This is a genomic window from Streptomyces sp. NPDC088732 (assembly GCF_044751205.1).
In the GTDB taxonomy this organism is placed as follows: Bacteria; Actinomycetota; Actinomycetes; order Streptomycetales; family Streptomycetaceae; genus Actinacidiphila.
Genome location: NZ_JBIVLI010000025.1, coordinates 16,306 through 37,265, shown reverse-complemented (window position 1 = coordinate 37,265; position 20,960 = coordinate 16,306). Strand labels below are relative to the sequence as shown.

27 protein-coding genes and 1 pseudogene are annotated in these 20,960 nt (G+C 69.8%); 15 read left to right on the top strand and 13 right to left on the bottom strand.

From position 1 onward, the window contains the following. Window positions 1–69: 69 nt before the first annotated feature. The 7 genes from ACIP9H_RS33615 to ACIP9H_RS33585 all read right to left on the bottom strand — a co-directional run bounded on the left by ACIP9H_RS33615 (window position 70) and on the right by ACIP9H_RS33585 (window position 4,954). The gene (locus ACIP9H_RS33615; RefSeq protein WP_401962685.1) at window positions 70–483 is read right to left on the bottom strand and encodes a hypothetical protein; all 414 of its coding nucleotides are present in this window, start codon (window positions 481–483) and stop codon (window positions 70–72) included. 77 nt (window positions 484–560) lie between these two features. Then, window positions 561–1,754 carry a DUF2637 domain-containing protein gene (locus ACIP9H_RS33610; protein WP_401962683.1) on the bottom strand — a complete coding sequence of 398 codons (1,194 nt, stop codon included), beginning with the start codon at window positions 1,752–1,754 and terminating at the stop codon, window positions 561–563. A 102-nt stretch (window positions 1,755–1,856) separates the two neighbouring features. Beyond that, the gene (locus tag ACIP9H_RS33605) at window positions 1,857–2,162 is read right to left on the bottom strand and encodes a hypothetical protein (RefSeq protein ID WP_401962681.1); all 306 of its coding nucleotides are present in this window, start codon (window positions 2,160–2,162) and stop codon (window positions 1,857–1,859) included. Next, window positions 2,162–2,980, bottom strand: coding sequence for an ATP-binding protein (locus ACIP9H_RS33600; RefSeq protein WP_401962680.1), 819 nt, complete (start codon window positions 2,978–2,980; stop codon window positions 2,162–2,164). The genes ACIP9H_RS33605 and ACIP9H_RS33600 overlap by 1 nt, the downstream gene beginning before the upstream one ends. Before the next feature lie 20 nt (window positions 2,981–3,000). Beyond that, complete coding sequence (locus ACIP9H_RS33595; RefSeq protein WP_401962679.1) at window positions 3,001–4,005, bottom strand: hypothetical protein; 1,005 nt, start codon at window positions 4,003–4,005, stop codon at window positions 3,001–3,003. After that, entirely contained in the window at window positions 4,002–4,301 is a 300-nt protein-coding gene (locus tag ACIP9H_RS33590; protein ID WP_401962676.1) for a hypothetical protein, read from the bottom strand. The genes ACIP9H_RS33595 and ACIP9H_RS33590 overlap by 4 nt, the downstream gene beginning before the upstream one ends. 62 nt (window positions 4,302–4,363) lie before the next feature. Continuing rightward, window positions 4,364–4,954: a hypothetical protein gene (locus tag ACIP9H_RS33585; protein WP_401962675.1), complete on the bottom strand. Its 591-nt coding sequence runs from the start codon at window positions 4,952–4,954 to the stop codon at window positions 4,364–4,366. Between the two features lie 424 nt (window positions 4,955–5,378). On the opposite strand from ACIP9H_RS33585, the gene ACIP9H_RS33580 reads away from it, so the two are divergent. The 4 genes from ACIP9H_RS33580 (at window position 5,379) to ACIP9H_RS33565 (ending at window position 8,324) form a co-directional block, all read left to right on the top strand. Further along, on the top strand, window positions 5,379–6,017 hold the full coding sequence (locus ACIP9H_RS33580; protein WP_401962672.1) for a hypothetical protein: 639 nt from the start codon (window positions 5,379–5,381) through the stop codon (window positions 6,015–6,017). Window positions 6,018–6,037: 20 nt separating this feature from the next. Continuing rightward, complete coding sequence (locus tag ACIP9H_RS33575) at window positions 6,038–6,685, top strand: hypothetical protein (protein ID WP_401962669.1); 648 nt, start codon at window positions 6,038–6,040, stop codon at window positions 6,683–6,685. A 79-nt stretch (window positions 6,686–6,764) separates the two neighbouring features. After that, the gene (locus ACIP9H_RS33570) at window positions 6,765–7,817 is read left to right on the top strand and encodes a peptidoglycan-binding protein (protein ID WP_401962666.1); all 1,053 of its coding nucleotides are present in this window, start codon (window positions 6,765–6,767) and stop codon (window positions 7,815–7,817) included. A gap of 54 nt (window positions 7,818–7,871) precedes the next feature. Beyond that, on the top strand, window positions 7,872–8,324 hold the full coding sequence (locus ACIP9H_RS33565; RefSeq protein WP_401962664.1) for a single-stranded DNA-binding protein: 453 nt from the start codon (window positions 7,872–7,874) through the stop codon (window positions 8,322–8,324). A 58-nt stretch (window positions 8,325–8,382) separates the two neighbouring features. On the opposite strand, the gene ACIP9H_RS33560 is transcribed toward ACIP9H_RS33565, so the two are convergent. The 3 genes from ACIP9H_RS33560 to ACIP9H_RS33550 all read right to left on the bottom strand — a co-directional run bounded on the left by ACIP9H_RS33560 (window position 8,383) and on the right by ACIP9H_RS33550 (window position 11,061). Then, window positions 8,383–9,990: a hypothetical protein gene (locus tag ACIP9H_RS33560; protein ID WP_401962661.1), complete on the bottom strand. Its 1,608-nt coding sequence runs from the start codon at window positions 9,988–9,990 to the stop codon at window positions 8,383–8,385. Continuing rightward, the gene (locus ACIP9H_RS33555) at window positions 9,987–10,283 is read right to left on the bottom strand and encodes a hypothetical protein (protein ID WP_401962659.1); all 297 of its coding nucleotides are present in this window, start codon (window positions 10,281–10,283) and stop codon (window positions 9,987–9,989) included. Before ACIP9H_RS33555 ends, ACIP9H_RS33560 begins: the two co-directional genes overlap by 4 nt. A gap of 79 nt (window positions 10,284–10,362) precedes the next feature. After that, window positions 10,363–11,061 carry an RNA polymerase sigma factor gene (locus ACIP9H_RS33550; RefSeq protein WP_401962657.1) on the bottom strand — a complete coding sequence of 233 codons (699 nt, stop codon included), beginning with the start codon at window positions 11,059–11,061 and terminating at the stop codon, window positions 10,363–10,365. Between the two features lie 243 nt (window positions 11,062–11,304). On the opposite strand from ACIP9H_RS33550, the gene ACIP9H_RS33545 reads away from it, so the two are divergent. Further along, entirely contained in the window at window positions 11,305–11,559 is a 255-nt protein-coding gene (locus ACIP9H_RS33545; protein ID WP_401962655.1) for a hypothetical protein, read from the top strand. 164 nt (window positions 11,560–11,723) lie between these two features. Next, on the top strand, window positions 11,724–12,230 hold the full coding sequence (locus tag ACIP9H_RS33540; RefSeq protein WP_401962653.1) for a hypothetical protein: 507 nt from the start codon (window positions 11,724–11,726) through the stop codon (window positions 12,228–12,230). A 37-nt stretch (window positions 12,231–12,267) separates the two neighbouring features. Here the strand turns inward: ACIP9H_RS33540 and ACIP9H_RS33535 are convergent, their stop codons facing one another. After that, on the bottom strand, window positions 12,268–12,939 hold the full coding sequence (locus ACIP9H_RS33535; RefSeq protein WP_401962963.1) for a hypothetical protein: 672 nt from the start codon (window positions 12,937–12,939) through the stop codon (window positions 12,268–12,270). Window positions 12,940–13,473: 534 nt separating this feature from the next. Further along, window positions 13,474–13,641 (bottom strand): annotated as a pseudogene (locus ACIP9H_RS33530) (helix-turn-helix domain-containing protein); the annotation flags it as partial. Window positions 13,642–13,934: 293 nt separating this feature from the next. Here ACIP9H_RS33530 and ACIP9H_RS33525 point away from each other — a divergent pair. After that, window positions 13,935–14,159, top strand: coding sequence for a hypothetical protein (locus tag ACIP9H_RS33525; RefSeq protein WP_401962651.1), 225 nt, complete (start codon window positions 13,935–13,937; stop codon window positions 14,157–14,159). Next, window positions 14,156–14,473: a type II toxin-antitoxin system PemK/MazF family toxin gene (locus ACIP9H_RS33520; RefSeq protein WP_401962649.1), complete on the top strand. Its 318-nt coding sequence runs from the start codon at window positions 14,156–14,158 to the stop codon at window positions 14,471–14,473. The genes ACIP9H_RS33525 and ACIP9H_RS33520 overlap by 4 nt, the downstream gene beginning before the upstream one ends. Before the next feature lie 47 nt (window positions 14,474–14,520). Here ACIP9H_RS33520 and ACIP9H_RS33515 read toward each other — a convergent pair whose 3' ends face one another. Beyond that, window positions 14,521–14,994: a hypothetical protein gene (locus ACIP9H_RS33515; RefSeq protein WP_401962647.1), complete on the bottom strand. Its 474-nt coding sequence runs from the start codon at window positions 14,992–14,994 to the stop codon at window positions 14,521–14,523. Between the two features lie 256 nt (window positions 14,995–15,250). Here ACIP9H_RS33515 and ACIP9H_RS33510 point away from each other — a divergent pair, with 256 nt between their 5' ends. The 7 genes from ACIP9H_RS33510 (at window position 15,251) to ACIP9H_RS33480 (ending at window position 20,913) form a co-directional block, all read left to right on the top strand. Continuing rightward, on the top strand, window positions 15,251–15,760 hold the full coding sequence (locus ACIP9H_RS33510; protein ID WP_401962645.1) for a hypothetical protein: 510 nt from the start codon (window positions 15,251–15,253) through the stop codon (window positions 15,758–15,760). A 28-nt stretch (window positions 15,761–15,788) separates the two neighbouring features. Further along, window positions 15,789–16,325, top strand: a complete 537-nt coding sequence (locus tag ACIP9H_RS33505) for a hypothetical protein (protein ID WP_401962643.1) — start codon at window positions 15,789–15,791, stop codon at window positions 16,323–16,325. 28 nt (window positions 16,326–16,353) lie between these two features. After that, complete coding sequence (locus ACIP9H_RS33500) at window positions 16,354–17,610, top strand: MAB_1171c family putative transporter (RefSeq protein WP_401962641.1); 1,257 nt, start codon at window positions 16,354–16,356, stop codon at window positions 17,608–17,610. Then, entirely contained in the window at window positions 17,607–18,218 is a 612-nt protein-coding gene (locus ACIP9H_RS33495) for a hypothetical protein (protein WP_401962640.1), read from the top strand. The genes ACIP9H_RS33500 and ACIP9H_RS33495 overlap by 4 nt, the downstream gene beginning before the upstream one ends. A 34-nt stretch (window positions 18,219–18,252) precedes the next feature. Beyond that, the gene (uppS, locus tag ACIP9H_RS33490) at window positions 18,253–18,960 is read left to right on the top strand and encodes a polyprenyl diphosphate synthase (RefSeq protein WP_401962637.1); all 708 of its coding nucleotides are present in this window, start codon (window positions 18,253–18,255) and stop codon (window positions 18,958–18,960) included. A 133-nt stretch (window positions 18,961–19,093) separates the two neighbouring features. Continuing rightward, window positions 19,094–20,002, top strand: coding sequence for a ParA family protein (locus tag ACIP9H_RS33485; RefSeq protein WP_401962634.1), 909 nt, complete (start codon window positions 19,094–19,096; stop codon window positions 20,000–20,002). Next, window positions 19,999–20,913 (top strand): hypothetical protein, encoded by a 915-nt coding sequence (locus ACIP9H_RS33480; protein WP_401962632.1) that lies wholly within the window; start codon window positions 19,999–20,001, stop codon window positions 20,911–20,913. Before ACIP9H_RS33485 ends, ACIP9H_RS33480 begins: the two co-directional genes overlap by 4 nt. Window positions 20,914–20,960: the final 47 nt, after the last annotated feature.

The window sequence follows — 20,960 nt, the reverse complement described above, 5'->3', positions numbered from 1 at the left end:
GCGTCTGCGAGACCCTTAAGCTCTCGCCAATCGCACCGCTGTACCATCCTACCGGTATGCGGCCCCAGGTCAACGCCTGTTGAGTAGGTCAGTCACAGGGGTTTCAGACGTCGGGTCGGTGTCTTCCTGGTGCCGTGCGTACCAGGCATCCAAATCCTCCGCGCCCTCGGCCGCGGCCGTCATCTGGTCCTCGGGCATCGCCTGCCAGTCGGCCACCGATTCGGCGTACTCGCCTTCCACGGTGCCCGGGTCACGGCGGCTCAGGGGTTCGGCGATCTCGGGCCACGGCGTGCCGGCCAAGGCTTCCGCCATGACGGTGTAGTCGACGAAGTCGGCCGCCAGCTTGCGTAGGCGCCTGGCAGCGATGAGGCGTTCGGCAGGGCTCATGTCCGCAGCGGTGATGCCGACGGCCTGGCGGGCGAGGTCGGACAGGTCGCGGGCGGTTCGGGCGGCGGTGATCCGGGCGAGGATCTCCGGTGTCATGGCTGGGTCCGATCATGCAGGCGGCGGGCACCCTGGGTGGGCGCCCGCCGCGACTGTATGGGTAGGGGCAGGATGCCTTACGGCTGTCCCGCCATCACGTCTTCGACCGTGAAGTTGGCGGGCAGGGCCCGGCCCGTCTCCGCGGCGTACTGGGAGAGCAGCCGGCGGCGGACCTTGCGGCCGTTCTGGGCCGTCTGCGCCATGGCCCGGCCGATGGCAGCCCCGGTCAGGTCCCCGGTGTTGAAGCGCTCCGCGTCGCCGGCGTGGATCGCGTCCTTGACCATGGCGTAGACGCCCGCCTCGGTGAGCGGGGTCGGTCCGCCAGTGGGGGTCGGGCTCGGAGCGGGCACCGGTGCCGGCGCGGGAGCTGCGGCCGGAGCAGGGGCGGGGGCAGGGAGGGTCGCGGTCACTGCGCGGGGCTGCGGCTGGGCGGCCGGGACGGCAGCAAGCGGCTTGGGCTGAGCGGGAATGGCCACCGTCACCGGCACCGGTGCCGGTGCCGGAAGCGGGCTCATGCCGGGCAGCTCGATACCGGCCGCGGCCAGGCCCGCCGCGGCTGTGTCGGCCAGCGGGATGCCGTTGCGCGCCAGGCGCAGCGGGAGCACGGACGCCACGGGAGCCTTGCGCCGCCAGGCACGGCCGAACTTACCCCGCAGTTGGGCCTCGTAGACGAGCCGCTCCTGCTCGAGCTGCAGGACATCGTCGTACGACGCCAGCTCCCACAGCTTCATGCGCCGCCACATGGCGAACGTCGACCCCGGCGCCAGCAGCCAGCGCGCCATACGGACCTTGTCCAGGCGGCGGCGCCGGCCGGTCGCGGCGCCGATCCGCACGGCGTAGATGTGGGCGGCGATCTCGGAGACCCCGACCCACAGCAGCGACATCGACCCGTGCGCGACCTTCGCCCACAGGGACTCGCCGGAAGCGACGTTCAGGGCGCAGGTGATCAGGCTCAGGCCCCAGGCCACGAACCGCACCCACGCGAGCGTCATGTCCATACGGATCAGGAAGAGGTACGCCAGCGTGAACACGGGGATGGCCGAGTCGATGGCGGTGGGGAGCACCCACGGCTCGTCAAAGCCCCACTGTGCGGCCTTGGCGGAGACGGCGTCGAACGAGGCGTAGAAACCGAGTCCGCCGACGGCGGCCCCGCCCAGCGCGGTCAGCGCGGCGCCAAAGCGCTCCCATTTGGTGAGCGGCGGTACGCCGGAATCCGTGACCGACTTCGGCTTGCTTCCCTTTCGAGCACGGGGGAAAGACAGCTTCGGCAAGACCATTCCTTCCGTTCGGGTCCTCCCGGGCGGCTTATGCTCATGGCCTCCCGAGTCGACCAAACGATATATGGTCCTGCCTCCGCAGTGCCTGGCTGTTGCTCACACCCCAGTAGTTTCGGCGGTATTCGGCTGCATTGTCGGGCGGAGGCCGGCGGCGGTCTTCATGATCCTCTTGCCGTCGGAGTGGTCATGCACGGCGCGGACGATGCAGTCATGCCAGGACCGCAGTCCCCGCAGCTCCCGTTCCAGTTCGGCAATCCGGCCCTGGGCCTTGGTGAGCTGCGTCTCGACCGAGGGGCACGAGCACTCGTCGATGTCGGGGTTGTCGACGCGGGCCATGCAGCCGGGCACGAGGTACCGGCCGCCGTGCTCGTCCTCCCACCATGTGCAGAAGGTCTGGCTCATCACCAGTCCAGAGGCTTGGCCGGCTTGCGCCGGTCCGGTCCGGTGATCTTGACCAGGTGCGCGCGGGATTCGAGACGGGACAACAGGCGCTCGCCGAGGATGTCGACGACTCCCATGCCGGGGTGCTCTGGGGTGCGGCGGCTGCGCAGGTTCGTTGAGAGCGCCGTGGCGCGGCCGGCACCGAGCCGTGCGTCGATCAGCTCGGAGGTCTTTTCCCGGACGAACGGGGTGGCGAAGGCGTCCATCTCGCCGCCGAGTTCGTCGAGGATCAGGAGGTCCGCCTCGACGTGGTCCTTGCGGACGCGGTACGCCGAGATGTTGTCGGGGCGGCCGTCGGAGCGGAAGTACGACAGGTACGTGGAGTGCTTGACGAACCTGACGAGAAGTCCGGTCTCGCTGGCCTCGTTGCCCAGCGCCGCAAGGGCGGTGGTCTTCCCTGTGCCGATGTTGCCCGGCACGATCATGTTCAGGACTTCGGGCCGGGCCCGGCGCTTTTTGGCTTCCACGAGGGAGCCCATCCAGGCCCGCAGCGTGTTCGGCTTCTGGTTCGGGTCGAGGTCGTCGAGCCGGAACCGCAGGTACTCGTCCTGTGCGGCCTCACGCATGCTGTTGATCCAGATGTTCTTGCGGGCGCGGGCCTGCGGAACCGAGACGTCTTCCCACAGACCGTCCTCGGGTTCCTGCTGGGCGGGGACGCCGAGCTGGGACAGGTCCGCGCCGCCGCGGCGCAGCGCGTCGAGGACGCGGTCGGTGAGTTCGACCAGGGGCTTCGGCTCCCGTGCCTTCGGGATGGGCATGTCGTCGATCGCGGCCGTCATCGGGTTCGCTCTCCTCTCGGTCAGTCCGTGATAACGCCGAAGGTGGCGTCGTCGCTGTCGTCTGCGGTCGTGCTGGGGGTGCTGCCGGGCGGCGTGGTGGCCTGGTCGCCCCAGGTCGCGGAGTCGCTGTACGGGACGCGGCCGTCGCGCGGCCGGGGCCCGATGCCCTTCGTGATGAAGGCGAGCGCGTCCTGCCACTGCTGGGCGCTGGGCCAGTGCTTACGGGCGTGCTGCAGGGCCTTTGCGCACTCCTGCTTGGTGTAGCCCTTCTCCAGGGCGTTGCGGACCTGATTGCGCATGGCGACGAACCCGCCGCGTTGGCCGACGTACTTGCCGAAGTGCTTCTCGGCGTGCCCCCACCACCAGTCCGCGACCTCGTCGGCCGCCTCGTCGAGGGCCTTCTCCTCCTCGGACTTCTCCTTGGCGGGCTTCTTCTTCGCGGCGGTCTTCTTGGCCGCGGCCTTCTTCGCGGCGGGGGGCGCGGCCGGCGCCGCCGCGGGGGACTCCTGCTCCTCGGTCTCTTCCTGCTCCTCGGTCTCGGCCTGGTCCTCGTCGGCCGGGGCCTGCTCGGTGGCATTGCCGGGGGTGAGCTCGAAGCCGTCGGAGCCGAGCGTGCCGTCCGGGTACTTGACCAGGAACGTTCCGTCCTCCTGCTCGATGACCGGGACGGCCTTCCCGCCGAAAGTGACGAAGTCGGCGGCCCACTGTTCGACCGGGTACTCCGACACCGCGGTACCCATCGACTGAGTGCCGTCTCGGAAGCGCCGCCGCTCCAGCCGGTAGTAGCCGTACTCCGCGAGTTCTCGCAGTGCCTTGCGGATGGCGTCGCGTCCTTCGCGGCCCTCGCCGTGGCTGAGTTGTTCGGAGCGGACCTGCCAGTCCTCGACCTGGTCCAGCAGGTACGTCAGCAACCCCAGTGCCCGGTAGGACAGGCGCAGGTCCCGGACGGTGGTGGAGTCGATGTGGACGTAGTGGCGGCGCCGGTTGACGCGGACACCGGTGCGGTTGATCGGTCGGCGGCTCATGCGGCCTCACGCACCTCGGTGGCGTCCTCGATCAGACGGACGTAGGTGTGCCAGGTCTTGCGGCCGGAGGAGCCTGTCTCGTAGACCCGTTCCCTCTCGATCAGTGACTTGTCGACGAGCTGCGTCAGCGGGCCTCGGGCCTGGTGGGGGGTGATGCGGCACTCGGCGGCGACCTTCGGGATCGCGGTCCACTCGCCGGTGGTGGTCAGGACGAGTGCGCAGTACAGCCGGAACGCCCGGTCGGATATGCCGGAGGCAAGGGCTGGTTGAAGCTCCGCGTGCTGGGTGGTGTTCATCGTGTGGTGGTCCCTCGGGGGAGGGGCCCGGCCGCCAGGGGGCCGGGCCCGGGGCGGGTCGGCTAGGCGGTCTCGGCGGCGGGCTGCGGCCCGCTTGTGAGTTCCGGCCTGGCCCGCAGCAGGTAGTTGAGATCCCCGCGCTGAACCGCCTTCAACAGCCGGATACGGCCCGCGTCCTTCTCCGCCCAGGTCCACGTGACGGTGCCGGTGGGCTGCCCGCCCGGCTCGTACCGGAGGCCGTGGATGACCTCACCGGTGCGGCTGTCGATGATGGTGCCCGTCTCCTCGTCCCGCTTGGCGTACTTGAGGACTCCGGCCTCCCACGACGCTCTGCGCCGGATGATGACCTCGATGCCGTCGTGGGCCTCGGCGTACGCGTCGAACACCTTCTCGTCGTCGACGACGAACCGCGGGTTGGTCGTGTTGACCTTGTACGTGCCGATCAGTTCGTCGCCGACCCTGATCGCCAGGTGCGTCTGACCGCTCTCGAAGGCCTCGCTCAGGCGCTCGAGGGGGGCGTTGACGTGCGGCTGGATGGTGCCGTTGTTCTGGTCCTTGAGCATGCGGGCGACCGCCCCGAGCAGGCCGAGCTGGTCGAGGGGCAACTCGGCAGGCTGCTCGGCCTGGGTGCCGTCGGTGGCGTGGTTCGCCATCGGTGTTCCTTCCTTCCCCGGACGCCAAGGCCCGGGTTTTGGGTCATCCCGGGCGGGGTGTCTCGGAGGCGCCGTACCTGTAGCTACGACAGCGGCCGAAATTTGTTACACCTAGGCCCAGGTGGCTGGGTCGCTCTCCCAACCGAAACGAATAGTACAGCAATGAGAGGCGCGTGGGGAGAGGGCGACGTAAGAGGCTCCGACCCTTAACTTCACGCCCGGTTCTGCCACTTCCGGTGACGTCACCGGCGGCGACAGAACCCCGGCGCCGTCCCCTCCGGAAGGGGGCGGCATCGGCACGGCGGCAGGGGAAGACCGGCCATGACGGCATGCCCCGCTTGCGAGGCGGGGCGCCGCGGTAGGAGTCCGCGGGCTCGCAGCCTTCCCCTGTCGCCGACACCGACGTATGGGAGAGGACCGCACCGTGACCGAGACGATCGCCAGGCCGCCGCGCTTCATCGACTACGTGCCGCTCACCGACCTGACGCCGGCACCACGCAACCCGAAGCGGCACGAGCTGGAGCTGCTCATCGATGCGATCCGCATGCACGGCCTGGTCGAGGTCCCCGTCGCCGACGAGCGCACCCAGTGCGTGCTCCACGGCCACGGCCGCCGTGAAGCGTTGATCGAGATGCAGGCGCGCGGCATGGCGCTGCCCGGCGGCGTGGTCCTGGACAACGACGGCGGATGGCTCGTACCGCTCCTGCGCGGCTGGTCCTCCCGCAACGACGCCGAGGCCGAGGCCCTGGCCATCAAGCTCAACCGCCTCCCCGGGCAGGGCGGCTGGGACCCTCGGGAGTTCGCCGAGGTCCTGGAGGACCTGGCCACCAAGGACGCCGAACTGTTCGACAGCCTGGCCATCCCGCACGACGAGATCGACGACCTGCTGCGCCAGGTCGACCCGGAGACCCTGCCCGGAGGCGGCCGGGAAGACGAGCCGGCCACCTTGCACCTGCCCGACGACGGCGCTGCCGGCGACGACGGGCTCAGCCCCGACGACGACGGCCGCGCCGCCCACACCACGTGCCCGGCCTGCGGGCACATGTTCTCCAACGGCCGCTGACCCCTCCCAGAGGTCCCCCCATGTCCACACGCCGCAAGCCCCACCGGAAGGACCGCCACAAGCCCGCCGGCGGGCGCCCACGCCTGCTCTCCGACGAGGTCGAGGCGCGCCTTGTCACGGCCTCCCGCACCGGTGTGGCCGTCGAACTGGCCGCGGAGATGGCCGGGGTGTCCCGCAGCAGTTTCCTGGCGTGGATGGCGCGTGGCCGCGCCGAGGTCGAGGCCCGCGAGTCGGGCGCCGACCCGGACCCGGACGAGGACGAGTACGCGGCCCTGTACGAGAAAGTCCGCACCGCGCGCGCGACCGCCGCGACCCGGGCCATGGCCAACATTCGCCGCGTCGCGGACGGCGGGATCGTCACCAAGGTCGTCACCCGTCGCTACCGCGACCCGGTCACCAGCGAGGTCGTCGAGGAGGTCACCGAGGACCGCACGGCCCCGGACTGGCGCGCCGATGCGTGGTACCTCGAGCGGCAGCACCGCGAGCACTACGGCAAGGACGCGGTCATCGCGCTGGAGATCACGGGCCTGGGCGGGGCGGCCACTTCGGATGACGCGCCGGTTGACCTGCTCGCGCTCGGCGAACGGCTGGAGAAGTCGCTGTTCGCGGTCGAGTTCCCCGAGCTGGAGGACGGCAGCGTCGTCGACGCCGAGGTTGTCGACGGCTGACCGCGGGCAGCGCGCGACGTTAACCACCTGCGCCCTGCACGGTGCCCTCCCTGATCACCCAACCCGGGAGGGCACCACCATGGTCACCATCATTTCCCGTTCCCAGTGGGGCGCCGAGCCCTGGAACGGCAGCCCGTCTCACATCGACCTGTCGCAGCGCACCGAGTTCTTCGTCCACTACGACGGTGCCACCCACATCACCCGCACCGGCAACGACATCCCGAAGGCCATCGAGCGCGAGCACCTGAACAAGGGCTGGGCGGGCATCGGCTACAACTTCGTCGTCGACCAGGCCGGCAACGCCTACGAGGGCCGCGGCTGGAACCTGCAGGGCGCGCACTGCCCCGACCACAACATCTCCGGCATCGGCGTGCAGATCGCCATCGGCGGCGACCAGGAGCCCAGCGCCGCGGCCCTGGCGACGTGCCGCGCGCTGTACGACCTGGCGTGCGAGAAGACCGGCCACAAGCTCGCCAAGAAGGGCCACAAGGACGGCTTCGCGACCGACTGCCCCGGCAAGATCCTGTACGCCTGGGTGAAGGCGGGCATGCCGGCCGGGGACCACGTCGAGCCCCCGCACCCGGGCGGCGGCACCGGCTCGGGCGGCGGGGCCACCACCCCGGCCCGCTACCAGGTCACCATCAACGGCCTGGTCTACGGCTACGGCGCCCACGGCGACCACGTGACCAAGCTCGGGCAGGCCCTGGTCCACAAGGGCTTCGGCAAGCACTACAAGTCCGGCCCCGGCCCGGACTGGTCCGACGCCGACACCCTCAACTACGCCGACTACCAGCACAGCCTCGGGCTCACCGGCTCGGATGCGGACGGCGTCCCCGGCGAGACGTCCCTCAAGAAGCTTCTCGGCACCCTGCCCAGCAAGGCCGTGAAGCCCCGCCCGCCGTTCCCCGGCGCCAGCTTCTTCGGCCCCGGCAAGAACAACGCCCACGTCACCCAGCTCGGACAGCAGCTCGTCAAGAAGGGCTACGGCGACCACTACAGCAAGGGCCCCGGCCCGAAGTGGACCGACTCCGACCGGCAGGCCGTCCGGGCATTTCAACTCGACCACGCGGAGCTGCGCGGCGACGCCGACGGCATCCCCGGCCCGAAGACCTGGGCGCTGCTGTTCTCCTGACCCATCCGGCCGGCCCGCACCCGCGGGCCGGCCGCTCTCACGAAAGGCCCGCCCGTGGCAGGCGAGACCGTCATCACCGTCGTCGGCAACCTCGTCGACGACCCCGAACTCCGCTTCACCCCCTCCGGCGCCGCGGTGGCGAAGTTCCGCGTCGCCTCCACCCCCCGCACGTTCGACCGGCAGACCAACGAGTGGAAGGACGGCGAGGCGCTGTTCCTCACCTGCTCGGTCTGGCGGCAGGCCGCGGAGAACGTCGCCGAGTCCCTCCGCAAGGGCATGCGCGTCATCGTGCAGGGACGGCTCAAGCAGCGGACGTACGACGACCGCCACGGCGTCAAGCGCACCGTCTACGAGTTGGACGTCGACGAGGTCGGCGCCAGCCTGCGCAGCGCGACCGCCACGATCAACCGGGTCAGTGGCACGTCCCGCCCGGCCGGCGGCGCGCCGCAGAGCGGTACGTGCGGCGGCGACCCGTGGGCGACGGACGGGGAAGAGCCGCCGTTCTGACCGCGGCACGCGACGACGAAGGGGCCCCCGGATCAAGCCGGGGGCCCCTTCGGGGTTTTCAGCAGGCGACCGTCCACGCGGATGCCAGGATCAGCAGGTCGTCGACGCCGTCGGGATCGTCCGGGACAGGCGTTCCGTCGCCCGGCTGCTCGGTCGTGGGGCTGTCGGGGGCGGGATCGGTCGGCGCCGGGTCCTCGGGGGCCGGATCGCTCGGTGTCTCGCCTCCGGGCGTGCCCGGGTCGTCCGGGACGGGGTCCGTCGGTGTCGTCGGGTCCGTGGGCGTCGGGTCGCCCGGCGTGCCGGGGTCCGTGGGCGTACCCGGATCGGTGGGCGTGCCCGGGTCCGTGGGCGTCGGCGGGAGACTCGGGTCCGAGGTGGCAGGCGGCGTGGTGGGCTCCGTCGGCGTCGACGGGGTGCTCGGGTCCGACGTGGCCGGGGGGCTGCTCGGCGTCTGCGCGGGCGGCGTCGACGGAGGCCGCGGGTCCGCGGTCGCCGGCGGGGTGCTGGGCTCCGTCGGCACGGTCGGAGGGGTCGGCTCGGTCGGAAGCACGACAGGGATCGTCACCGGCTCCGTCGGCGGATCGGCCGGGAGCGTGGCAACCGGCGGCAGGTCGATACCGACCGCGATGGCCACGATGTCGTCCGGGTCGTCCCACGGCATGCCATACGGCTGGTCCGGCAGCAGACCGAGCACCATCCGGGCCGCCACCACCCGCGGGGCGACCGGCGCGGCAGTGTCGTACCCGGCGAACATGGCGTCCACGTCGGTCTGGTCCAGGCCCAGCGTGCCCAGCGTGAGCGCGGCAAGGCGCGGCGGGAGCGGCGCCTCACCGCCCATGCCACGCGCGTTGTTCTGGCTGGCCGCATCGTCGATGAGGTCGCCGTACTCCTTGATCCGCGTGGCGTCGGTGCCCCACAGCACGTACCGGCCGTGCTGCTGCAGGTGCGGGCTCAGCTCCTTCGTCGCCCTCTGCCGCACCCACGTGTCGGCGTTGTCGGGGTCGAAGAACACCCGCAGGTTGATCCGCTCCTGGCCGTACGAGAACACGAAGATCGTGTTGTCGGGGCCGGCCGCGGCCCGGGTCGACATCACCATGCCGTCCGCGTCGGTGCACTCTGCCTCGAGCATGGTGATCGGGCGGCAATCTATGTCGTTCGCCAGCGCAAAGGCCGTGAACTTGGGCCCGGTGAACGGGTTGTCCGCGTCGTCGGGGGCCTGCGGTGTCGGGGTCGGCGTGACGTCAGGAGCAGTCGCCTGCGCGTCGCTGGCCGGTGCGACGTCGAATCCGGTGTACCGGCCCAGGGCCCAACTCGCGGCCAGCGCGGGCAACAGCGCCGCGGCGATGATGGCCTGACGCCGGAGCCGCTTGGGCTGCGCCGGGGGCGCGACCACGACCGGTGCGGCGGGCGGGGCCTTGTCGACGCTGGGGACCGGCAGGTCGTAGACGCCGAGGAGGTCATCGAAGTCCTTGAACTCCGGGCACTTCTCCCGGACGAGCCTTTCCGCGTTCTCCAGGGTGATGTCGGGCAGCACGTTGCGGACGTGCCGCACGGCCGTGGAGAAGCTCTGCGGGCGCAGGAACAGGGAGTGAACGCCCTTGTGAAGGGTGTGCGCGCCGTCGACAGGCCACTGGCCGACGAAGATTTCGAGGGACGACTCGGTCATCTGTGGGAGTCCTTGGAGCGCCGCTCGAGTATCGCGGCGAACTGGGACCGGGCCTCTTCCAGGCGCGCGGGGCTGATCTCCTCGATGTCGGAGACCACGAGCCGGCCGCCGCCGGGCAGCTCCGCCTCCTGGCGGTGAAGCTCGGTCTCCTCCAGGCCGTCGCTGCTGCCGGCGTCGTCGCGGGACGTCTGCGGATTCATGGAGCGCCGGAACGCGAGGAGCATGGCGTCTTGGGTCTGCTTGGTGCGGGCAGCGCTGCTGCGGACCGTCGGGCCGGCAAGGGCTCCGGCCACGGCAAGCAGGCTCCGGGTTTCCTCGTCGTGCGGTATCGGGCCGCCGCTGAGGGCCCGCTCCAGGCGTTCTGATACCTGGTTATCGTTGCGTCGCAACATGATGCGGGGCCCTCTCCCGTGCAGCTTCCACCCGAACGCCATCCACTGTGCTTCTGTCCTCGGCCCTGCCCACCGCGACGGTCAGCAAATGCTCGATCAGCTCGGTGGAGGATTCCCCCTCGGGGAGTACCTCGCGGAGCCTGCGCAGAGACCGTACCGTGAGTGTCCTCACGGCCCCCTCGGTCTTGCCCATAATTGCGGCGGTATCCGCCGGTGTGCATCCGGCGGTGAACCTTAGCCGGATGCATTCCGCCTGTTCGGGCCGCAGTTTATCCATGTGGCTGCGAACCGCCTGGGCCAGGGCGCGCTGCTCGGCGTACTGGTGCGGGGTGATGCCGGGCCGCGGCTGGTCCAACTGCAGGTTGTCGGGCTGCAAAAGCTCGACCGGGCGGCGCTGCTGCGCGCGCAGGTGGTCGTAGCAGGTGTTGCGGGTGATGGTCATCATCCAGGCCATCAGGTTGGTGCCCGGGGTGTAGCGGTCCATGTTCTGGGAGATCTTCATCCAGACCTCCTGCGCGACGTCCTCGGCCGAGTGTGCGTCGTGGATGTACATGCTCACCCACTTCACGACCGTGGGGCTCATGCGTGCGAAGAAGACGGTGATGGCCTCCTCGGCGTCGGGCCCCTTGGCCGCTGCACGGGCGAAGAGTGCTTCGTTGTCCTCTGAACTTTTGGTCACGGCGTCAGGCCCCCCATGTGCCGGTAGTGCGCCGGCTTTGCGGTGTCGGACGGGCCAGTGACCTGATCAGGGCCGTGGAGGATCGTCTTCCGCAGTGGCGCGCTGGCAGCATAACCGGCATGCCCGGGTTCTGGGTTGGCGGGGGAAGGGGTGGACCACTCTTATCGCTGTACTGTAACGTTTTCGGCTTGGCAGCCCTGGCCGGGAGAGCAACTCGGCCGCCCCGAAGCGAAGGAGCACCCGATGGACACGGCCGCACCCGCCGGCGCGAGAGCGATCGACGAGGCCTTGATGCGCTTCCCTTACGGGCAGTGGATCGAGATGCCGGATGCGGCCCGGCACGTCCGTGAGCAAGGGTTGCCGGGGAAGGTGCTGACGACGGTGGTGCGCACCGGCCGGCGCCGCGGTGTGCTGCTGGTGCGCCGGACCGAGGGTGCCAGCCTCGTCAAGCGGATCCACCTGGGGCCGTACAGACCAGGTGCCGCAAGCGCTCTCTGATCATTCTGTTAACGGGCCAGGGCCCATCTTTCCCCTGCTGGCTCCCGGCACCCGGCACGGCCTTGCGGGCACAAGAGCAGCTAGGGAGACTGGGGCCCTGGCCCGTTAACAACCATGATGTCCGCTCCTGTTCGCGCCGCCTTGCCCTGGGTAGGAACCCCGTCGTGCCCGACATGTTCGCCGCCACAACACAGCAGCTCAGCCAGCACATCCGCGCCGCCCGGGACCGAGGCGACCGGGGCGCCGAGCGCCAGGCGCTCGAGGAGCTGCGCGCCGCGTACACCCTCCTGGGCAACCGGCAGGCCGGCACGCTCGAGGAACAGAACGCGTACATCATCGGCCGGCGCCTGGGCACCCTCCCCGCCGTGCTGCAGGAACTCGGCATCGACGACCTGCCGGCCCCGGACAGCAACCGCCCTCCCCCCGCCCGGGACGACGACACCGCGGCCCGCATGGCGGAGCACTTCGCACACATCGGTGGCGGCGACGACGAGCACGAGGGCCGCTTCGTCGTCGGCCACCGCCCCGAGGACAACATGCGTGACCACGGCAAGCTCCTCGCGCACGCCGTCATCGACAGCACCGACGGCAAACCGGTCGCCTGGTACTCCACCCGCGACCTGGCCGAGACCGTCGCCGGCACCGCCAACCGCCTGCGCGAAGCAGGCTGACCGCCCGCCCCGGACATCCCGGGGCGGGCGGCGCCGTTCACCGACCGGTGCCGCACAGGAAGCACGAGGTGCCCTTCACGAACCGGTCCCCGTGGTCCGGGCACGACTCGAACTCCACCTCGTCCGGCCGCACCTCGCACTCCCGGCAGGCCTCACCCGACGGCACGAACTTGCTGCACAGCGGGCACTTCACCCAGCCGCGGCACTGCGGGCAGAGGCCCGACCCGTGGCCGTCGAGAACCGGGTCCCGGCACTCCTGGCACTCCTCGAACCGCGTACGGCGGCGCACCATCGTGTCCAGGCCCTCACCCGACGCCATCGCGTCCGGGAGCCAGACCCCCGAGGCCTTGCTGTCCTCGTACCGCTCCCAGTACCCGGCCCCGCCCTCCGGGCTGCGCGGCTCAGGCATAGCCACAGGCTGCGGCACCGGGGTCACCGCGAGGTCCTGCAGGCGCCTGGAGATCACCGCGCCCACCGACCGGGTGCTCGGCGGCAGGGGCCGCAGCAACGCGGTCAGGATCATCTCCCGCGGCCACTGACTGGCGAGCAGCCCGTCGACCATCGCGGCCTGGTCCGCAAGGACCTTCCCGGTCAGCAGCAGCTCCGGCCGCTCGTAGCCGAGGCCCAGCAGCAGCTCCACTCCCCGAGTCCGCTCGACGACGTTCGTCTGCTGCTGGCGCGTACGGATCTGGGCGGGCTGGCCGTCCATCTCTCCGTCCGTGCCCAGGGGAGATTGCTGCGTGGAACCTACGGAGGGACGGGGGGGTTCTGTGGTGCGGGTTACTGGGGAGGGTTGGGTGACTTCAAGTCGCCCCTCCTCGGACTTGTAGTCACCCCTGTCCGGACTTGAAGTCGCCGGGTGACTTGAAGTCACCCCTTCGGCGGGGTTATCCACAGGGGTGACTACAAGTCGCCCCTCCGTCTCGGAGGTGCCCCGGGGTGGGGTGACTACAAGTCGCCCCACCCCATTACTGCTGGTGGGCGCTCTGTCGTCGTCCGTCTTGGGCTTCGCCTTCGGCTTCGGCTTGCCCTTGTCCGCGCGCTCCTTCTTCGGCGGGGCCGGAGCGATGGGCGGCCGGTTCTCCGGGGTCAGCGGTGGCCGACCGACGCGGACGCGGAAGGTGTTCGTACGCTCGATGGAGCGGAACCAGTCGTACGGGACGAGAAGGTCGTACACCTGGGGCTGCTTGCCCTTAGGGATGTAGGCGGCTGCTCGCTGGTCGCCAAGGGCAATCAGCTTTCGCTCCTCCATCGCTGCAAGAGCACGCTGAACAGTCCGCTCGCTGATCTTGGCGTAGCTGGCGATGGTCGGAACCGAGGGGAAGGCGTTGCAGCCGTCTTCGTCGGCTTTTTCCGCGAGGCACACCAACGTGCCCCATTCGTTGATGTCCGCCGTGGGCGCGTCCTTCATCGCCCACAGGATCGGGTCGAGACTCACAATGGCTCTCTCTGGCTGATAAGGGTCAGAGAGGCAGAGAAGCGTGCAAGGGCAATATCACAGGTGGGCGCGGAAACGGGTGCTCCGTGCCGACTACCTGTATGCTCAGTCGCAAGCAGTCCCTGCCCCCCTTTGGCGAGGAATCCGGGTAGGAAGTCGGGGTGTCAACCGGGCGAGGTTGGCGCCCCTTCTGCATGTCTGGCGTTACTTTCGGTGGTGTCGATCACACCTTACACCTCAGTCTTCCAAGCGGTAGGATCGAACTCATGACGACACCGAGGACTGCAGCGCCCAGGGAGAAGGTCTCCATCACGTTGCCGCCAGACCTTGTGCAGCGCGCTCGCGCGGCCAGCAACGGCAACCTGTCCGACTTCGCGGCCCGCGCGCTCGAGGAGAAGCTCCTCAGCGACGGGATGGAGGAGTACGCCCGTCTCCGCGACCAGGATTCGATCGACGATGTCTTCGAGGCAGCCGAGGCGGACGCTGCGTGACCGGTATCCAGCGGGGATCGGTATGGACCATCCCCACGGTCGGGCGTGAGCGCACCGTCCTGGTCATCGAGAACACGTCCGTGATTCGGCTGCACCCGGGTGGCATCATCTGCGCCCTGGTCCAGGAGGCGGAGGATGCGCGGGACACCCTCGTCACGGTGCCGATCACCTCTCCGGTGCAGGGTGTCGTCATGGCGCCGGACATCAGCTCGTTCCGCCCGCAGCGGTTCGAGGAAGGCAAGCTGCGCGGGTACCTCTCCGCTGAGGACATGGAGAGGGTCGAGCGCGCGGTGCGCGCCGTCCTGGAGCTGTAGGAGTCGCCGATGTCCGCCCCCGCCGGCCTGACCGGACGGGGGCGTTGTCATCTGTGCACCGGCACGGCGGCCCAGGTGATCCGGCCGCCGTTGTCGCCCGGGTACTGGCCGACGTCCTCGGCCAGGCGGTGGACGAGATAGAGGCCGGGCTCCTCCTCGGGGGCGGGGAGGTCGCAGTCCATGTCGCGGACCGAGACGGTGACGTGTGCCCCGTCGAAGACGACCTCGGCCACCAGGTCGACGCTGGCCTTGTGGCGGGCGGTGACGTCGACGAGTTCGCGGAGCACGGCCTGGACGTCTGCGCAGACGTCGTCGCGGTCCGGCAGCTCATCGAGGAACGTCGGCAGCGACATCGCCACCATGGCCACGGCCTGCTCCATCGCCTGCACCGGGGTCCATTCGGGCCCGATGGTGAGGGAGATGGAGCTTTCCGCACCGTTCATCCAGCGGTCCAGGTCCGGTTGTTCCGTTATGTGGTTGGGTGAGGGCCGACCGTAGGGGGCGGCATCGGAGACGGTCACGGGCACCATTCCATCTGATGTTCGAATTTCCGGTGGAACGGGTAGCTAGCTGACCGGCGCGGAACGGACGCCGGGCGATCGAGGGGGCGGAACACAGGTGTCTCCGGACGAGACCGAAGGCGCCGGTTCCGGTGACCATCAAAGTGGGTCAGCTCACGATCGTCAAACCATCCGTGGTGCCCGAAAGGATGTTTCAAACGATCGTTGTCGGTCGGCTAGTGTGGGGCTCTCTCCCACCTGCCAAGGAAGATCACCCGTGAGTGCTGAACCTGCCAAGGCAGCGACATTCGCTGCCAGGCTCAATCTGCTGTTTGAAGCCTCCGCCCCGGAAGACGCCGACCAACCGGGGCGAATCGTCGAGTACACGAACAAGCAAGTCGCCGACGAGATCAACCGCCGTCACGGCGAAGGAACGATCACCGCCGAGTACATCCGCCGCCTCCGCAAGGAGGGTGGGCCGAACCCGACCGAGCCCTACATGGCGGTCCTGGCCGACTTCTTCAAGGTCCCGCTGGACGCCTTCAAGATCTCCGGCGAGCCGAGCGAGATCGCAGCCAAGGTGATGAACGAGGCGCAACGGTTCGTCGACTCCCGGCGCCGACAGCAGCAAGAGGACCGCGAGCCCAACGAGACGCTGGCCGTACTCGCGCGCAGTGCGCGCCGGCTGTCACCGCGAGGGCAGGAACGCGCCGCCCGCTACGTGAACCAGCTCGAACAACTCGAGCGGATGGAGTCCGACGCGGGCGCATCCTCCGACAACGACTGACTCCCCCCCCCCCACAAGGTAACGACCGGTGATCCAGCGTCCTGATCGAGAGATCTACCAAGCCCTCGAGGCGTTCCCCGTCCCCGAACCGCTCACGGTCGAGACGCTTTTCTCGGCGATGCAAGAGCGCTACCCGCGCCCATTGGAACTGTGGCGCGGGAAGCCCTCACCCATCCCCGGCCTCCACGCGAACGCGCTGTGGATGACCAGGCCGCAGCACGACAGCGATGTCATCTGGCTCGACCCTGCGCTCACCGGCCTCGCTGCCGTGCACAGCCTCGCCCACGAGCTGGGCCACATCCAGCTCGACCACAAGCCGTTGGTCCTGCCGGCCACGCCCGTGGCCGACGAGGACACGTACGAGTTCCTCAGCCCGGAATTCCTGGGCGGCTGTCTCCTCGGCCGCACCCGCTCCCAGGAAGGGCCGGCCGATCCGCACTACCAGCGGATCGAGGACCAGGCGGAGAACTTCGCTTTCCTCCTGCGCCGCCGCGCCGCGGCGCAGGCCCACAACAGCCGCTACCAGGCAGACCCCCTGCTGGACCGGCTGCACAACAGTCTCTGACCGTCCCTCCTGCAGTTGGACAGCCACCGTGACCCAGAACGACCTCATCGACCTCGCGACGACCATCCCTCTCTGGATAGTCGTCGCCATCCGCGTCCTTGCGAGACCCAAGAACGCCGGGCAGCGGGCCATCCTCAACACTTTCGCCGCCCTGGCGGTCGGGGCCCTGCTGCGCCTGTCCCTGCTGAACGACCTCTTGGTCCGCCTGACCGGGATCAACGACTTCGCTGTCCTGCCCAAGCACTTGATGGTGATGCTGGCGTGCACGCTCCTCGTCGGCTGGGTGGAGTCCGTCGTCCCGCCCCGCGACCCGGAGCCGGCCTGGCGGCGTTGGACGACCCTCAAGCCCCGCATGACCCTGTTCGCGCTGACCGGCGCGGGCGCCATCGCGACGTTCCCGCTCGCGCAGCCGTCGATCAACGCTCCTGACGGGTCGCACGACTTCGCGTCCGCCCAGTTCGGGGACCTGGCCGGGTCCCTGCACCTGTCGTTCTACTTGTTGCCGATGGGCATCGCGCTGTCCACCGCGGCGCTGCTGTGCCTCATCGCGGCGGCCCGCACTGACGACATGCTCCTGCGGGCGTGCATGCGCCTGATGGCGGCCGGCGCTGCCGCCGGAGCCGCCTACCCCGTGTACCGGACGACGTTCCTCCTGTGCGGCCTCCTCGGATGGGACTACCCGCTCTCCGAGGGACAGTTCAATCTCGGCGGCAGCCTCATCCAGATGGTGACGATCCTGCTCGTCATCGCCGGCAGCTCCGTCCGCGCCGTCGACCTCATCCTGCGCACCGTCCGCTACCGGCGCCTGATCGTCGCGCTCCGCCCCCTGTGGCAGGAACTCGTCTCGGTCCTCCCGCCGGACACGATCCTGCGGCACTTCAAGGCGGGCACCTCCCCGACCAGCGACCGCCGCCAACTGCGCGACCTGTACGGGCGCCTCGACGAACGCGTCGTGGAAATCTCCGACGCCACCTTCGAACTCCTCCCCTGGATCGCCCACGACCTGCCCGCCCGTGCTCTGGCCGCGGCCCGCGCCGCAGGCCTGCACGGCGCGGACGCCCGCGCCGCCCGCGAGGCCATCTGCCTGCGCGTCGCCCGCCTGCGCGCCGTCGACGGCGAGCCCTACGCCCCGCGGCCCGCGATCACCCTGCTGTCCCTGCAGCACGACCTCACCGCCAACGCCGCCTGGCTGGCCCGGGTCGCCGAGCACTACACCTCCCCGCGCCTGACCCACGCCGTGAACACCCTCGCGCACCTCAGCACACCCCAGGAAGTCGCAGCATGAGCACCACCACCGCCCCGGCCCCCACCGGCGAGGAGAACCGCATAGCCCGGCTGATCACCGATCGCCTCGAGCCGGCGAACGTCATCGTCCTGGTGAGCGTCGGCGTCGGACTCGCCCAGGACAACATCCTCACCGGGCTCCTGTGGGCCCTGGAGTCCATCGTTTTCGCCGCCGCGATCCCCGTCGCGTACATCAAGTACGGCATCAAGCGCGGCCAGTGGGGCGACAGGCACGTCACCCAGCGACAGCGCCGCCTGCTGCTCATCCCCGTCATCATGGCGTCCGTCGGCATCGGCATCGGCGGCATGCTCTGGCTCGACGCCCCCCGCCAGATGCTGGCCCTGACGATCGGCATGCTCGCCACCCTGGCGATGCTGCTGCCCATCACCGCTTTCTGGAAAATCAGCGTGCACACGTCCGTGGCGACCGGGGCCCTGGCGATGCTCGCCATCGTCTACGGCCCGCTGGTTTGGCTCGCACTGCCTATCGTCGCGGTCATCGCCTGGTCCCGCGTCGCCCTGCGCGAGCACACCCTCGCCCAGACCATCGCCGGAGCTGCCGGCGGCGCCCTCGTGGCCGGCGTGGTGTTCGCCGCGCTCAGCACATGACGTAAGGCCCGGCGGGTCCGTACACCGCCGGGCCATGACGACCACTCACGAAGCACCCGCGACCCAGCGCCCTCGCCACATCGGATTCATCGCCGACGGGCACCGGCGCTGGGCCCGCGCCCACGGCCTCACCCTGGCAGCCGGCTTCCGGCACGGCACCGCTGTCATGCACCAGGTCCTCGCCCACTGCCGCACCCTGGACCTCGAGACCGCCAGCATTTTCCTGATGTCGGTCCGCAACTTCCAGCGCCCCGACGACCAGGTCGTCGCGCTCGTCGACGTCATGGTGGACCTCCTCGACACCGAGGCCCGCGAGTCCACCGGCCCGATCCGCGTCCTGTCGACGTTCGGGGGCACCCAGGTCATTCCCGGCCGCCTCGGGGCCGCGATCCGCCGGGCAGAGGCAGCGACCGCCGACCGGCCCGGTATGACCGTCTGCTTCGGCATTGGCTACGACGGGCGCGCCGACATCCACCAGGCCGTCGCCCGCGCGCTGCTGGCACCCGAGTTCGACGACCGCGAGGTCCTCCCCGTGGACCGCTACCTGACGACCGCGGGCCTGCCCAATCCCGACCTGATCGTTCGTACCTCCGGCGAACGCCGCCTGTCCGGGTTCCTGCTGCACCAGGCCGCGGACGCCACGCTGCATTTCGATGACCGCTACTGGCCGGACTACGACGCGCAGGCCCTGGACGAAGCGCTCGCCGTGCACGCCGCGCAGCACCTGACGTTCGGTCGGTGATCGGACCTGCCCAATTGGGCAGGTCCCCGGGGCCCCGTACGAGTGACGGGCGGGGCCCTATCACGTGCCGCATCCCGTACCGATACGGGCGGCCTGCCGGAATCGGGACGGCGGTGTGACTATCGTCCCTCCCATGACAGATACCACCGCGGCGCCCGCGATCGGCGCCCAGCCGACCGGCGGCCCCCAGCCGCCCAAGGAGACAGAACAGGAGCGACGGGAACGCGTCCGCGCGGACCTCGAGCAGCACCGACCCAGCACGTGCCGCATCACCGCCATGTGCAACCAGAAGGGCGGCGTCGGCAAGACCACGACAACCATCAACGTCGGTGGCGCTCTTGTCGAGCAAGTCCCGCGCGTTCTTCTCGTCGACGGTGACCCTCAGTGCAACCTCACCGAAGGCTTCCGCATCAAGCCGCCTGGCCCGAACGACCTGACGCAGGCGAGGGTCGTGGTGGACGCGCTCGATCCGATCCCGCTGATCCGCGAGACGAAGGTGCCGGGGCTCTACATCCTCCCGGCGAGCCTCGACATGGCCGGCCTGTCCAGCGACCTCCGCGAGACGGGAACCGGCCTGACGCTGTACCGCAACATGCTGGACAAGTTGCGGGAGTTCTTCGACCGCATCCTCGTGGACCAGCGGCCCGCGCTCGATCTGGACACGGATTCCCAACTCGCCGGGTCGGACGAGGCGATGATAATGACCGACGTCGACGAGTGGGCCATGAAGGGGCTCACCCGGCAGCTCGCCCAGCACCAGAAGGTCATGTCGCGCTCCCAGCGAGACGACTTCGAGGTCTTGGGCCTGGTCATCGGCCGTATCCAGAAGCCCATGGGCAACTTCGACGCCGAGGTGTACAGGCTGCTGCAGAACCACCCGCGGGTGCGCTGCCTCGGCGAGGTTCCCGTTCGTGCCGCAGATCTGAAGGAGGCCCGCAACGTGGGGCTGCCCGTGACGCACTACAAGAAGACGGCGCGCACTGACACCGCCGACTTCTTCCGTGGGATCGCCGTGCAGGCAGGGATGGTGAAGGCCGCATGACCGGCACGACCTTCGACCTCGGGTGGGGCGACGAGGAGGAGCCCGAGAGGACCGCGGACACCCTCACGGCCGTTGACGTCACCCGTGACAACCAGCGTCACCAGGCGCAGGCCGCGGCCGTCGCGGAAGCCGTCGAGGCGGCCCGGCCGGGCCTGCACCACGTTCCTGACCCGGTGCTGCCGGCCAGCGACGGTGCCCTCACCCCGGAGGAGGAGGAGCGGTACGCGCGGTGCATCGCCGGCGTCGACCTGGGCAACGAGGCATGGTTCATCCAGGGCAAGGCATTGGACACGATCGCCACCGGCCGGCTGTTCCGCGCCTCGCCCCACAAGCTGGAGCCGGGCCGCTGCTACGAGACGATCGAGGAGTGGGCCGAGGTCGAGAAGGGCATCTCCTACGGCGGCCTCGCCAAGTTGCGCGCAGCGTGGCCCCTGGGCGAAGTCCTGGCGGCCCGCGGCTACCAGCCGAATCCGGGCCAGGTCCGTGAACTGGTCCCGGTGAAGAACTCCAGGAGCCTGGGCTTCAACGCGGCCGTCGCACTGTACGTCCTCGCCGCGGAGCAAGTCGGCAGGGAGAGGGTGACCGCCCTTCAGCTGAAGGGGATGGTCAAGTCGCTGCCGCCCGGCCTGGTGGTCGAGGAGGACGACGACGTCGACGCGCTGGCGAAGACCATCGACGGCGTCCTCGTCGACCAGGTGCTGGAGAAGGCCCCGGCGGCCATCCCGACGGAGGTCCGGCGCGCCGTCGACCGGCGCGCCGTCGAGCTGGCCGACGTCCTGGACCGCGGCCGTATCTCCCGCAGCGAGGTGCAGCTCCACCTCCTGCAGGCGTTCGCCGACCCGACGGACACCACGGTGTTCGACGCGGTCCTGGCCCGGATGAAGAAGCCGGAGCGCAAGAAGAAGGGGTGATCCCCCGGACAGCACGGAGGCCCGACCAGGCGAATTGGTCGGGCCTC